Source organism: Lysobacter stagni (assembly GCF_030053425.1).
In the GTDB taxonomy this organism is placed as follows: Bacteria; Pseudomonadota; Gammaproteobacteria; order Xanthomonadales; family Xanthomonadaceae; genus Lysobacter_J; species Lysobacter_J stagni.
Window position 1 is genome coordinate 2,591,902 of record NZ_JASGBI010000001.1, and the last position, 13,845, is coordinate 2,605,746.

Consider the following 13,845-nt stretch of genomic DNA (forward strand, 5'->3'; position numbering starts at 1 on the left):
CGCGTCTTCCAGCAGAATCAGCAGGTTGGAAGCTAAATCTGATCCTTCAAGGTAACCACGGCCGCCCCACGCGGCGTGCCAGAGGCCACCCCGCCGCATGCGTCTGTCCACGATCAAGCTCTCCGGTTTCAAATCCTTCGTCGATCCGACCACGCTGCATTTGCCGACCAACATGACCGGCATCGTCGGTCCCAACGGCTGCGGCAAGTCGAACATCATCGACGCCGTGCGCTGGGTGATGGGCGAGAGCTCGGCCAGCCGCCTGCGCGGCGACTCGCTGACCGACGTGATCTTCGCCGGCTCGTCCGCGCGCAAGCCGGTGTCGCAGGCGATGGTCGAACTGATCTTCGACAACGCCGACCACACCATCACCGGCGAGTACGCCGCGTTCAACGAGATCTCGGTCAAGCGCACGGTCAGCCGCGACGGTACCAGCCAGTACTACCTCAACGGCGCCAAGTGCCGCCGCCGCGACATCACCGACCTGTTCCTCGGGACAGGCCTGGGCCCGCGCAGCTACTCGATCATCGAGCAGGGCATGATCTCGCAGGTCATCGAGGCCAAGCCCGAAGAACTGCGCATCTACCTGGAAGAAGCCGCCGGCATCTCCAAGTACAAGGAACGCCGCAAGGAAACCGAAACGCGCATCCGCCACACGCGCGAGAACCTGGATCGCCTCAGCGACCTGCGCGAGGAAGTCGGCAAGCAGCTCGAGCACCTCAAGCGCCAGGCGCGCCAGGCCGAGCAGTACCAGACCATCCAGGCCGAGCGTAAGGTCAAGGACGCGGAGTGGAAGGCGCTGGAACACCGTGCGCTGGACCAGAAACTGCAGGCCCAGCGCGAGAAGCTCAACACGCAGGAAACCCGCCTGCAGCAGTTGATCGCCGAACAGCGCGAGGCCGAGCGCGAGATCGAAGTCGGCCGCGTCAAGCGCGAGGAAGCCGCCGAAGGCCTCAACAAGGCGCAGGCCGCCAGCTATGAGGTCAGCGGCACGCTGGCCCGCGTCGAACAGCAGATCCAGCACCAGCGTGAAATGGCCACGCGCCTGCAGAAGGCGCGCGACGAAGCCATGGCCGCACTGGCCGAACTGGGCGAGCACATCGGCAGCGACCAGACCAAGCTCGACGTGCTGCGCACGGCGATGGCCGAGACCGAACCGAAGCTGGAACAGCTGCGCGACGAGGACGGTATGCGCCAGGAGGCGCTGCGCGAGGCCGAGGCCGCGCTCAACGACTGGCAGCAGCGTTGGGACCAGCACAGCCGGGCACAGTCCGAAGCGGCGCGCGCCGCCGACGTCGAGCGCACCCGCATCGAACACCTGGACCGCCAGGTCCTGGAAGCCGACCGTCGCCGCGAGACGCTGAACAACGAACGTTCCGGCCTGGACCTGACCGCGCTGAGCGAGTCCTTCGCCGCGCTGCAGGAACAGCACGAAACGCAGAAGTTCTCGATCGACAACCTCAGCGAGGAGCTGGAAACCCGCAAGTCGGCCCTGGGCGACCTGCAGGAGCAGCAGCGTGCCTCGCAGTCCGAACAGGCCGAAGTGCGCAAGCAGGCGCAGGCCGCACGTGGCCGTCTGTCGTCCCTGGAAGCCCTGCAGCACGCCGCGCTGGGGCAGGAACAGGGCGCCGCGCTGAGCTGGCTGAAGGCGCGCGGCCTGGATTCGGCCACACGCGTGGGCGAAGCGCTGCAGGTCGAGGCCGGCTGGGAAAACGCCGTCGAAAGCGCGCTGGGCCAGATGATCGAAGGCGTGCTGGTGGAATCGCCCGAGTCGCTGGTGGACGCCATCGGCGAACTGGGCGACGGCCGCCTGGCACTGGTCGATCCACACAACGATGCGGTCGAATTCGCGTCCACCTCGCTGGCCTCGAAGGTGCGCGGCCCGATCGCGATCCGCCGCATCCTCGCCCGCCTGCACGCGGCCGACACGCTGTCCGATGCCCGTGCGCTGCTGCCGCGCCTGGGCGAGGGCGAGTCCGTCATCACCCGCAGCGGCGAGCGCATCGGCGCGGGCTGGGTGCGGGTGCTGCGTTCCGGCGCAGCCCAGCAGGGCGCCCTGCTGCGCGAGCGCGAGATCCAGTCGCTGCGCGGCGAGATCGATGCGCTGCAGTCCCGCGAGCGCGAACTCGACTCCATCCTGGTGCAGCTGCGCGATCGCACGCTGGCGGCCGAGCAGCTTCGCGAGGACGCCCAGCGCGCGCTGTACATGGCGCATCGCAGCGTGTCCGAAATCGCCGGCCAGCTGCAGAGCCAGCAGGGTCGGCTGGACAGCGCGCGCTCGCGCATCGAGAAGATCGACGCCGAACTGGCGCAACTGTCGCAGAACCTGGAAGCCGCGCAGGACCAGGCACGCGAGGCACGCAACCGCCAGGAAGAGGCGGTCGTGCGCATGACCGAACTGGAAGACGCGCGCCTGTCGCTGGAAACCCAGCGTCGCACGCTGGGCGAAGCCCGCGACCAGGCGCGCAACGTCGCCCGCGAATCGCGCGACACCGCGCACGCGCTGGCACTGACGCTGGAATCGCAGCGCACCCAGATCGCCGCGTTGGAGCAGGCGCTCTCGCGCATGGGTGGCCAGCGCGGCCAGCTCGACACGCGGCTGGGCGAACTGTCCGCGCAGCTGCACGAAGGCGACGATCCGGTCGCCGTGCTCGAGGAGCAGCGTCAGGTCGCGCTGGAGCAGCGCGTGCTGACCGAGCAGAACCTCACCATCGCGCGATCCACGCTGGACGGCATCGACAACGACCTGCGCCGGTTCGAACAGGTCCGCCACCAGCGCGACGACCAGGCCATCCAGCAGCGCGAGGCCATCGGCCAGCGCCGTCTGGAGCAGCAGGCGCTGGTGCTCAAGGCCGAGCAGCTGTCGGCGGCGGTGATCGAGGCGGGCTTCGTGCTGGAGGACGTGGTCAACACGCTCACCGACGACATGGACGCGCAGGTCTGGGAACGTGCCGTCTCCGACCTGGACGGCAAGCTGCGCCGACTGGAGCCGGTCAACCTGGCCGCCATCCAGGAACACGCCGAGGCCGCGCAGCGCAAGGACTATCTCGACGCGCAGAACACGGACCTGACGACCGCGCTCGAAACGCTGGAAGAGGCCATCCGCAAGATCGACCGCGAGACCCGCGGCCGCTTCAAGGACACCTTCGACCGCGTCAACAGCGGCGTGCAGCAGCTGTACCCGCGTCTGTTCGGCGGCGGCCACGCGTACCTGGAACTCACCGGCGAGGACCTGCTGGACACCGGCGTGTCGATCATGGCGCGCCCGCCGGGCAAGCGCGTGTCGAGCATCTCGCTGCTGTCCGGTGGCGAGAAGGCGATGACCGCGGTGGCGCTGGTGTTCGCCATCTTCCAGCTCAACCCGGCGCCGTTCTGCCTGCTCGACGAGGTGGACGCACCGCTGGACGAAGCGAACGTGGGTCGTCTGGCGCAGATGGTCAGCGAGATGAGCGAGCAGGTACAGTTCCTGTTCGTCACCCACAACAAGGCGACGATGGAAGCCGCGCAACAGCTCTCGGGCGTGACCATGCGCGAGCCGGGCGTCAGTCGCCTGGTGTCGGTGGATCTGGCCGAGGCCTCGCGTCTGGCTGGCGTGGCGTAAGGACAGGCAAGGGGGAACGACCGCTGCGCGTGCGTTCGCGTTCGTTCCCTTCCGTGCGCTGCCGTTCTACATTTGTGAATCCGTGAATCCGTAAGGAGCTCATCGATGTCCGACATGACCCTGCTGCGGATCGGCATCCTGATCGCCGGCCTGGTGCTGATTGCCGCGATCGTGTTCTTCGGTCGCCCCCGCAAGCCCGGACAGGGCAAGCGCGTGCCGCGCGAGACCGGCGAGAGCGTCCGCCACGAGCCCACGCTGGGCGAGCAGATCGAGCGCGACCTCGCGCAGGGCCGCAGTGCCGGGGAATCCACCACGCAGGCCGAGCTGGAACTGTTCGACCGCACGCTGGAAGGCGGCGCCAACAGCGAGCTGGGCCGTCGCACGACCGAAGAGTTCGACAAGATCGTCACCCTGTACCTGGCCGCCAGAGCGGGCGCCAAGCTGCATGGCCCGGACATCGTCGTCGCGGCAGAGAAGGCGGGCCTGGTCTACGGCCACATGGGCGTGTTCCATCGTCTGGTCGAGAACCATCCGGAACGCGGCCCGGTCTTCAGCGTGGCCAACATCATGAAGCCGGGCAGCTTCGACATGGCGAACATCCAGGCGCTCGAAACGCCCGCCATCGCCTTCTTCCTCACGCTGCCGGCGCCAGTCAACGCGCTGGATGCATGGGAAACCATGCTGCCCACCGCGCAGCGCATGGCCGAACTGCTGGACGGCGTGGTGCTGGACGAGCAGCGCAACGCGCTCGGCCGCCAGCGCATCGCCCACATCCGCGACGAACTGCGCGCCTACGACCGCCAGCGCGAAGCACCGCCGCTGACCAAGCCGGCGCGGTGGTGAGTTCCTCGAACGGCAGCGAGCCATCCGCAGCTGTCATCCCCGCGAAGGCGGGGATCCAGGCTTGCATGCGCCAACACCTGCGAAGAGCGGAGTCGTTCCGGACCCTTGGATTCCCGCCTTCGCGGGAATGACGAACTCCGGCGCTTTCGCCATCACGTCGGCGCCCGCAGAATAATTGCGCTCTCCGCCGCATACCGGACCGCACGTGGCCAAGACTTCCGCTCCCGCCGACCGCATCGCCGAGCTGCGCCAGCGCATCGACGACGCCAACCATCGCTACTACGTCCTCGACGACCCATCGATTCCCGACGCGGAATGGGACGCGATGCTGCGCGAACTGCAGGAACTGGAAGCCGCCAATCCCACGCTGGTCGCGCCCGATTCGCCCACGCAGCGTGTGGGCATTGCACCCAGCGGCACCTTCCAGGAGGTGCGCCACGTCATTCCCATGCTGTCGTTGGGCAATGCGTTCACCGATGAGGAAGTGGCCGATTTCGAACGCCGGATCGAAGAGAAGCTGGGCCGCCGCGCACCGGAATTCTCGGTCGAGCCCAAGCTGGACGGACTGGCCATCAGCCTTCGCTACGAGAACGGCCGCTTCGTCCAGGGCGCCACGCGCGGCGATGGCGCCACCGGCGAGGACGTGACCGCCAACCTGCGCACCATCAAGGCCATTCCGCTCCAGATGCGCGGCCAGGGTTGGCCGGACGTGCTGGAAGTGCGCGGCGAGGTGTTCATGCCCTTGGCCGCGTTCAAGGCCTACAACGAGCGCGCGGTGAAGGAGGGCGGCAAGGTGCTGGCCAATCCGCGCAATGGCGCGGCCGGTTCGCTGCGCCAGCTCGATCCGCGCATCACCGCGCAGCGGCCGTTGTCGTTCTACGCCTATGCCATCGGCGTGGTGGAAGGCTTCGACCTGCCACCGACGCATTCGCAAACGCTGGCCCGTCTGCGCGACTGGGGTTTCCCGGTCAGCGCGCTCAATGACGTGGTGGCCGGCAAGGACGGCCTGCTCGGCTACTACCGCGCGATGGGCGACAAGCGCGACGGCCTTCCGTTCGACATCGATGGCGTGGTCTACAAGCTGGACGACTACGACGGCCAGCGCGAGATGGGCTTCGTTTCGCGCGCGCCGCGCTGGGCCATCGCGCACAAGTTCCCGGCGCAGGAACAGTCCACCGTGCTGGAAGGCATCGACATCCAGATCGGCCGCACCGGCGCGGCGACGCCCGTGGCGCGCCTGAAGCCGGTGCAGGTGGCGGGCGTCGTCGTCACCAATGCCACGCTGCACAACGCCGACCAGATCGCGCGTCTGGACGTGCGCATCGGCGACACGGTGATCGTGCGTCGTGCCGGCGACGTGATTCCCGAGATCGTGCGCGTGGTGCCCGAGTACCGCGACCCGCACGCACCGCAATGGCAGATGCCCACGCAGTGCCCGGTGTGCGGTTCGGAGATCGTGCGCGAGGAAGGCGAGGCGGTGTGGCGCTGCTCGGGCGAACTGACCTGCGCCGCGCAACGCAAGGAGGCCATCCGCCACTTCGCCTCGCGTCGCGCGATGGACATCGAAGGTCTGGGCGAACGCTTCATCGAGGACCTGTCGGACCTGGGCTACCTGCAGTCGGTCGCGGACCTGTACAAGCTGGACCTGGACGACCTGCTGGAGATGAAGCGCCGCGCCGACGAGCGCGACGGGACGACGCCGGAAACGGTGAAGTCCGGCAAGGTCGCCACCAAGTGGGCCGAGAACCTGATCGAAGCCATCGACCACAGCCGCAACACCACGCTGGAGCGCTTCCTCTACGCGCTGGGCATCCAGCACGTGGGCGAGAGCACCGCGAAGGCGCTGGCGGCCTGGTTCGGCGACATCGACCTGATCCGCCGCCTCCCATGGCCGCTGTTCAAGCGAGTGCCCGACGTGGGCGGTGAAGTCGCGCGCGCGATCGGTCACTTCTTCGACCAGCCGGGCAACCAGCAGGTCATCGACGACCTGCTCGCGCGCAAGGTGACCGTCACCGACACGCATGCGCCCAGCGCGAAGTTGCGCGATGGGCTGGACCTTGCCTCGTTGCTGGTGGATCTGGAGATCCCGAAGGTCACGAAGATCCGTGCCGAACAGCTGGCCACGGCGTTCCCGTCCGCACAGTCGGTGCTCGATGCGCCGCAGCACAATTACGTCGCCGCCGGCCTGCCGAACGACACCGCGCAAGCGCTGGCGGAATGGCTGGAAAATCCCGGCAACGCCGCGCTGCTCGACGCCGGCGGCCAAGCGCTGGCGAAGCTTGAAGCGTTGACGCCAGCGGTGGAGGTCACGTCAGCCGGGCCGCTCGATGGCCAGACGGCCGTGCTCACCGGCACGTTGTCGGGTCTGAGTCGCGATGAGGCCAAGGCGAAGCTCGAGGCGCTGGGCGCGAAGGTTGCGGGCAGCGTGTCGAAGAAGACCAGCTTCGTCGTTGCCGGTGAAGCTGCCGGTTCCAAGCTCGACAAGGCGCAGGAACTGGGCGTGGAGATCTGGGACGAGGAACGGCTGCTGGCATTCCTCGCCAAACACGGCCAATGACGGTCCGCATCGACGAATGAACGACTGGCAGCCCACCGCAAGCTTCGACGCACTGCGCCTGCGCGCGCGCCTCAACGCCGCCGTGCGCGCCTTCTTCGCGCAGCGCGGCGTGACCGAGGTCGAAACGCCGGTCATGTCGATGGCCGGCAATACCGATCCCAACATCGCCTCGTTCCATCTGGAATTCAGCGGTCGCACCGACGGCGGGCCGCGTACCCGCTGGCTGCGTACCTCGCCGGAATACCCGTTGAAGCGGTTGCTCGCGGCGGGCTTCGGCGATTGCTACGAGCTGGGCCGCGTGTTCCGCGATGGCGAAGCCGGCGGACGGCACAACCCGGAATTCACCATGCTCGAGTGGTACCGGCTGGGCTGGGATCACCACCGGCTGATCGAGGAAACCGCGGAACTGGTGCAGGTCGCCTTGGCGCTGGTCGGGCGCACCGCCACGCTGGTGCGCGTGGACTACCACACCTTGTACCGCGAAGGCCTGGGCATCGACCCGGCCAGCGCAAGCGTGGACGTGCTGCGTCGCGCGCTGGGCGATGTCGTCATCGATCCGGCAGGGCTGACCCGCGACGACTGGCTGGACCTGCTGATGACGCACCGCCTGCAGCCGGCGTTCCCGCCCGACCAGTTGCTGGCCGTGTACGACTACCCGGCATCCCAGTGCGCGCTGGCGCGGGTGCGCGCCGATGCGGTGCCGGTCGCGGAGCGCTTCGAGCTGTACCTGGGCCCGCTCGAGCTGGCCAACGGCTATCACGAACTGGCCGACGCCGCGGAGCAGGGCGCGCGTTTCGATCGCGACCTGCAAGTGCGACGCGAGCGCGACAATGCGTTGCCCCCGCGCGACGAGCGCCTGCTGCAGGGCCTGGCGGCCGGCTTCCCCCAGTGCGCCGGCGTCGCGCTGGGCATGGACCGGCTGATGATGGCCCTGGCGGGGACGGGGCGGATTGCCGATGTGCTCGCGTTCGACTTCGCCCGTGCCTGACGTCGCGGTTTCGCCCGGGGCGACGGTGTTGATGTCGGTTTTCGCAGGGACCGTTTAGAGTGGTTGCGTGGAATGCAGGGGTGCATTGATGCGCGGCTGGTTGGCTTCGGCGTTGCTTGCGGCACTGGGTGTACTGGGCGCACCGGACGCGGTCGCGCAGGAGTCGGGCGGGCGTTTCTACGGTGATCGCGTCCTGCGCTGCGAATCCAAGGGCGGGGAACCCAATCTGTGTCCGGTCGACGTGCGTGGCGGCGTCCGTCTGTTGCGCACGCTGTCGCGGTCGAACTGCGACGAAGGCAAGAGCTGGGGCGTCAACGCGTCCGGCGTGTGGGTGAGCGAGGGCTGCCGCGCCGATTTCGTGCTCGGTTATGGCGGCAGCGTCGGCACGGGGTACGGCACCAAGCTGCTGCGCTGCGAATCGCGTGGCAACCGTTGGCAGCATTGCCCGGCCGAGACGCGCGCAGGCGTGGAGCTGGTGCGCCAGTTGTCGAAGAATCCCTGCATCCGCGGCCAGCACTGGGGCGCCGACGCGCGCGGCGTGTGGGTGTCCGGTGGCTGCCGGGCCGAGTTCCGCATGATGGTCGACGTGGCCAACGAGGCGCCGCGCGGCGAGATCGTCCGCTGCGATTCCAACGACAGCCTGCCGCGCCATTGCCCCGCCGATACCCGTCACGGCGTGCGCCTGTTCCGCCAACTGTCGCGATCGGCCTGCGTGGAAGGACGCAGCTGGGGCGTGGACGAGGGCGGCATCTGGGTGGAAGAGGGCTGCCGTGCCGAATTCGAACTGGGCGCCAACGGCACGGCCCAGGAACAAAGCGGCGGCTGAATCGCTTCACGCCCCGTCCGCTCGGTGGGGTTGGCGTTAAGTTTTCGTCGCTAGAGTGGCGCGAAAGACTGGCATGGAAAAGGACGCACTATGTTGCAGGGGATCCGGGGTTTCTTTCTGTTGATGGCCATTCCCGCGGCGCTGTGGATGCAGCCCGCATCGGCGCAGTACGGCGGTGGACAGGACACCGTGCGTTGCGATTCAAACGACAACCGTTACCGCGAATGCGCCGCCGACACGCGCGGCGGCGTGCGCCTGTCCCGTCAGATTTCCAAGTCGGCCTGCAGCGAGGGGCGCGACTGGGGGTACGACCGCCGCGGTGTGTGGGTGAACAACGGGTGCCGCGCGGAATTCTCCCTGGGCCGCGGCAACGCGGGCGGCGGATGGAATGGCGGCAACGGTAACGGTAACGGTAACGACACCGTGCGCTGCGACTCCAACGACAGCCGTTACCGCCAGTGCCCCATCGACGGACGCCGCATCGTGCTGGTGCGCCAGTACTCGAAGACGGCGTGCGTGGAAGGCCGAACCTGGGGTACGGGTCGCGGTTACGTCTGGGTCAACGGCGGCTGCCGCGCCGAATTCGCCAGCGGGTACGGCGGCGGTGGCTGGGGCGGCGGCAACGGAGGCGGCAATGGTGGTGGCAACGGCGGCGGTCATGGGGGCGGCTGGGGTTCGGGCCAGACCCTGTACTGCGGCTCCGACGATCACCGCCAGCAGCGCTGCAATGCCACCGTGCGCCGCGATGCGCGCCTGGTGCGCCAGGCCTCCAAGGCCGCCTGCGTCGAAGGCCGCAGCTGGGGCTGGGACCGCAACGGCGTGTGGGTGAGCAACGGCTGCCGGGGCGAATTCCAGGTGTTCTGAACCCGCGGGCGACGCGGCCGGCGTCGCCCGTTAAAATCGACGGATGAGCACTCCGATCGATTTCGACCGTTACGACCGCATCCGTCCGATCCGCTGGACGGGCGAGGCCCTGGAACTGCTGGACCAGCGCAAGCTGCCGTTCGTGGTCGAGTACGTCACCTGCGCCGACAGCGACGCCGTGGCGGCCGCCATCCACGCCCTGACCGTGCGCGGCGCGCCGGCCATCGGCATCGCCGCCGCCTGGGGCGTGGTGCTGGCGTCGCGTGCGGTCGACGCGACCGATGGCGCGGATGCCGCGGCGAAACTCGAGCCGGCGATGCAGCGCCTCAACGCCGCCCGTCCCACGGCCGTCAACCTGGCCTGGGCGCTGGCGCGCATGCGTCGCGTGCTGGCCCCGGCGGGCGCGGACTGGCGCGATGTGCTGGCACGCGAGGCGCAGGCCATCGCCGACGAAGACCTGGCGGCGAACCGTCGCATGGGCGCGCTGGGTGCCGCGCTGATCGCCCCCGGCAGCGGCGTGCTCACGCACTGCAACACCGGCTCGCTGGCGACCGCGGGCTTCGGCACTGCGTTGGGCGTGATCCGTGCAGGCGTCGCCGAAGGCCGCATCGACAAGGTCTTCGCCGGCGAAACCCGCCCCTGGCTGCAGGGCGCACGGCTGACCGTATGGGAGCTGCAGCAGGATGGCATCTCGCCGACCCTGATCGCCGACGCGGCGGCCTCCCACCTGATGAAGTCCGGCGACGTGCAATGGGTGGTGGTCGGCGCCGACCGCATCTGCGCCAACGGCGACACCGCCAACAAGATCGGCACCTACCAGCTGGCGATCGCCGCGCGCCACCACGGCCTGAAGTTCATGGTGGTGGCGCCGTCCTCCACGGTCGACATGGAAACGCCCTCCGGCGATGCCATCCACATCGAAGAACGCGACCCGGGCGAGCTGTTCGCCGTCGGCGGCGTGCGCACGGCGGCGGAGGACGTCGGCGCCTGGAACCCGGTATTCGACGTCACCCCGCACGCGCTGATCGACGCGATCGTGACCGAACGTGGCGTCATTGAACGCCCCGATGCAGCTGCGATGAAGTCCGCCTTCGGCTGAGTCTCAAGGCCCTCGGAGCGCGCCCGCGGAGGTGCGCGGGGCCATGCACGTCCGCGCCGTCCGCGCGCTGTTCGACCGGATGCGTCGCTGCGCCCGAAAATGTCCTCGAAAGCTCCCGCAAGTGATTGTTTTGGTGCGGGTTAAGGCTGCAGTGAAGGGCGCGTCCGTGCTACTATTTCCTGTCCTTTTGAAGCCGCCGCAGGCGGGCTGCAGCACGGGCCCGCAGGGGCTGTCGTCGCGGTTGTTCCGAGCCGGGGTTCCGGTCGTTCGCTTCAGCGGGAATCCCGCCCGCAGCCGCTGCGGGCAACCAATCGAACGGAAACCTGATGGCCGAACTCGCCAAGGAAATCATCCCGGTCAACCTCGAAGACGAGATGCGCCGCAGTTACCTCGATTACGCCATGAGCGTGATCGTGGGGCGCGCGCTCCCGGATGCGCGAGACGGCCTCAAGCCGGTGCACCGTCGCGTGCTGTTCGCGATGAACGAACTGGGCACGCATGCGAACAAGCCGTACGTGAAGTCGGCGCGCATCGTCGGTGACGTCATCGGTAAGTACCACCCGCACGGCGACGCGTCCGTGTACGACACCCTGGTGCGCATGGCGCAGCCGTTCTCGCTGCGCTACATGCTGGTGGACGGGCAGGGCAACTTCGGTTCGATCGACGGCGACGCCGCCGCGGCGATGCGATACACCGAAGCGCGCATGGCGCGCCTCACGCACGAACTGCTGGCCGACATCGACAAGGAAACCGTCGATTTCCAGCCCAACTACGACGAGAAGGAATTCGAGCCCACCGTCCTGCCGACGCGCGTGCCGAACCTGCTGGTCAACGGCTCGGCGGGCATCGCCGTGGGCATGGCGACCAACATCCCGCCGCACAACCTGTCGGAGGTGATCGACGCGACCATCGCGCTGATCGACGACCCGACGATCGACATCGACGGCCTGATCCATTACATCCCGGGTCCGGATTTCCCCACTGCCGGCATCATCAACGGCACCGCCGGCATCGTCACCGCCTACCGGACCGGCCGCGGCCGCGTGCGCATGCGTGCGCGCGCCGAGGTGGAAGTGGCCGACAACGGCCGCGAGGCGATCGTCGTCACCGAAATCCCGTACCAGGTCAACAAGGCGCGTCTGATCGAGAAGATCGCCGAGCTGGTCAAGGAGAAGAAGCTCGAAGGCATCAGCGAGCTGCGCGATGAGTCCGACAAGGACGGCATGCGCATCTACATCGAGGTCAAGCGCGGCGAATCGGCGGAGGTCGTGCTCAACAACCTCTACCAGCAGACCCAGATGGAGTCGGTGTTCGGCATCAACATGGTCGCCATCGTCGATGGCCGCCCGAAGCTGCTGAACATCAAGGAGCTGCTGGAAGTCTTCGTCAGGCATCGCCGCGAAGTCGTCACCCGCCGCACCATCTTCGAGCTGCGCAAGGCACGCCAGCGCGCCCACATTTTGGAAGGCCTGACGGTCGCGCTGGCGAACATCGACGAGATGATCGAGCTGATCAAGACGTCGGCGAACCCCAACGAAGCGCGCGAACGCATGCTCGCCCGCACGTGGGAAGCGGGCCTGGTCGGCGCACTGCTGGCCGCGGCCGGCAGCGATGCCTCGCGCCCGGAAGACCTGCCGGCCGGCGTCGGCCTGATCGACGGCCGCTACCAGCTGACCGAGACCCAGGCGCAGCAGATCCTGGAAATGCGCCTGCACCGCCTCACCGGCCTGGAGCAGGACAAGCTCACCGAGGAATACAAGCTGCTGCTGGAAACCATCCGCGGCCTGATCGAGATCCTCGAGGATCCCAGCGTGCTGCTGGAGGTGATCCGCACGGAACTGCGCAACATCAAGGAAGAGTTCGGCGACGCGCGCCGCAGCGAGATCCGCGCCAGCGAGGAAGACCTCGACATCCTCGACCTCATCGCGCCGGAAGACGTGGTGGTGACGCTGTCGCACTCCGGCTATGCCAAGCGTCAGCCGGTCAGCACCTACCGCGCGCAGAAGCGCGGCGGCAAGGGGCGCAACGCGGCGTCGACCAAGGACGAGGATTTCATCGACCACCTGTGGCTGGTCAACACGCACGACACGCTGCTCACCTTCACCAGCGCCGGCCGCGTGTTCTGGCTGCCGGTGCACCAGCTGCCCGATGCCGGTCCGAACGCGCGCGGCCGTCCGATCATCAACTGGATTCCGCTGGAAGCCGGTGAGCAGGTACAGGCCGTGCTGCCCGTGCGCGAGTACGAGGAAGGCCGGTACGTCTTCTTCGCCACGCGCAACGGCACCGTCAAGAAGACGCCGCTCACCGAATTCGCTTTCCGCCTGCAGCGCGGCAAGATCGCCATCAACCTCGATGACGGCGACGCGCTGGTCGATGTCGCGCTGACCGATGGCGAGCGCGACGTCATGCTGTTCGCCAGCAACGGCAAGGCCGTGCGCTTCGCCGAGGACGCGGTCCGCTCGATGGGACGCACCGCCACCGGCGTGCGCGGCATCCGCCTGGCCGAAGGCGAGGAGGGCGAGGAGGGCGACGAGGTCGGCAAGGACACCGGCGGCGCGTACGTCGTCAGCCTGATCGTGGTCGAAGGCGATGGCGACATCCTCACCGCCAGCGAACGCGGCTACGGCAAGCGCACCGCGCTGGAGGAGTACCCGCGCAAGGGTCGCGGTGGCCAGGGCGTGATCGCGCTCAAGACCACCGAGCGCAACGGCAAGCTGATCGGTGCGGTGCAGCTGTCCGATCATCACGACGTGCTGCTGATCTCCGATGGCGGCACCCTGGTCCGCACGCGCGCGGCGGAGATCTCGCAGGTCGGCCGCAACACGCAGGGCGTGACGCTGATGCGCATGGCGCCGGAGGAAAGCCTGCAGACGATCGAACGCGTCGATGCCTCGCTGGACGAGGACGAAGGCGACGCCGAGGGCACGCTTGGAAGCGCGGCCGAAGGCACGCAGGAGCCGACGTCGACCGGGCCGGATCTGTCGCCCTGACCTAACGCACCATCGCAGTACACGGACGCCGCCTTCGGGCGGCGTCTGCGTTTCAGCGGTGCCGATTCAACGGCATG

7 protein-coding genes and 2 pseudogenes are annotated in these 13,845 nt (G+C 68.2%); all 9 read left to right on the forward strand.

What is annotated here, in order from left to right:
- The first annotated feature begins 97 nt into the window (after positions 1-97).
- Entirely contained in the window at positions 98-3,601 is a 3,504-nt protein-coding gene (smc, locus tag QLQ15_RS12080) for a chromosome segregation protein SMC (RefSeq protein WP_283213015.1), read from the forward strand.
- A gap of 105 nt (positions 3,602-3,706) precedes the next feature.
- The gene (gene zipA, locus QLQ15_RS12085; protein WP_283213016.1) at positions 3,707-4,444 is read left to right on the forward strand and encodes a cell division protein ZipA; all 738 of its coding nucleotides are present in this window, start codon (positions 3,707-3,709) and stop codon (positions 4,442-4,444) included.
- 205 nt (positions 4,445-4,649) lie between these two features.
- Positions 4,650-6,576, forward strand: a pseudogene (gene ligA / locus QLQ15_RS12090) (NAD-dependent DNA ligase LigA); the annotation flags it as partial.
- A 197-nt stretch (positions 6,577-6,773) separates the two neighbouring features.
- Positions 6,774-7,001: pseudogene (locus tag QLQ15_RS18370) on the forward strand (BRCT domain-containing protein); the annotation flags it as partial.
- A gap of 16 nt (positions 7,002-7,017) precedes the next feature.
- A complete protein-coding gene (gene epmA / locus QLQ15_RS12095) occupies positions 7,018-7,989 on the forward strand; it encodes an EF-P lysine aminoacylase EpmA (protein ID WP_283213018.1) in 972 nt (323 codons plus the stop codon).
- Positions 7,990-8,077: 88 nt separating this feature from the next.
- Positions 8,078-8,815 (forward strand): DUF3011 domain-containing protein, encoded by a 738-nt coding sequence (locus QLQ15_RS12100; protein ID WP_283213019.1) that lies wholly within the window; start codon positions 8,078-8,080, stop codon positions 8,813-8,815.
- A gap of 123 nt (positions 8,816-8,938) precedes the next feature.
- The gene (locus QLQ15_RS12105) at positions 8,939-9,679 is read left to right on the forward strand and encodes a DUF3011 domain-containing protein (RefSeq protein ID WP_283213020.1); all 741 of its coding nucleotides are present in this window, start codon (positions 8,939-8,941) and stop codon (positions 9,677-9,679) included.
- A 43-nt stretch (positions 9,680-9,722) separates the two neighbouring features.
- The gene (gene mtnA, locus QLQ15_RS12110; protein ID WP_283213021.1) at positions 9,723-10,778 is read left to right on the forward strand and encodes an S-methyl-5-thioribose-1-phosphate isomerase; all 1,056 of its coding nucleotides are present in this window, start codon (positions 9,723-9,725) and stop codon (positions 10,776-10,778) included.
- A gap of 326 nt (positions 10,779-11,104) precedes the next feature.
- Positions 11,105-13,768: a DNA gyrase subunit A gene (gene gyrA / locus QLQ15_RS12115; protein WP_283213022.1), complete on the forward strand. Its 2,664-nt coding sequence runs from the start codon at positions 11,105-11,107 to the stop codon at positions 13,766-13,768.
- Positions 13,769-13,845: the final 77 nt, after the last annotated feature.

What these genes read in the sequence shown, in the direction of transcription:
- epmA (WP_283213018.1), top strand. Translation starts at nt 7,018, where the DNA reads ATGAACGACTGGCAGCCCACCGCAAGCTTCGACGCACTGCGCCTGCGC.
- zipA (WP_283213016.1), top strand. Translation starts at nt 3,707, where the DNA reads ATGTCCGACATGACCCTGCTGCGGATCGGCATCCTGATCGCCGGCCTG.
- smc (WP_283213015.1), top strand. Translation starts at nt 98, where the DNA reads ATGCGTCTGTCCACGATCAAGCTCTCCGGTTTCAAATCCTTCGTCGAT.
- mtnA (WP_283213021.1), top strand. Translation starts at nt 9,723, where the DNA reads ATGAGCACTCCGATCGATTTCGACCGTTACGACCGCATCCGTCCGATC.
- QLQ15_RS12100 (WP_283213019.1), top strand. Translation starts at nt 8,078, where the DNA reads ATGCGCGGCTGGTTGGCTTCGGCGTTGCTTGCGGCACTGGGTGTACTG.
- gyrA (WP_283213022.1), top strand. Translation starts at nt 11,105, where the DNA reads ATGGCCGAACTCGCCAAGGAAATCATCCCGGTCAACCTCGAAGACGAG.
- QLQ15_RS12105 (WP_283213020.1), top strand. Translation starts at nt 8,939, where the DNA reads ATGGCCATTCCCGCGGCGCTGTGGATGCAGCCCGCATCGGCGCAGTAC.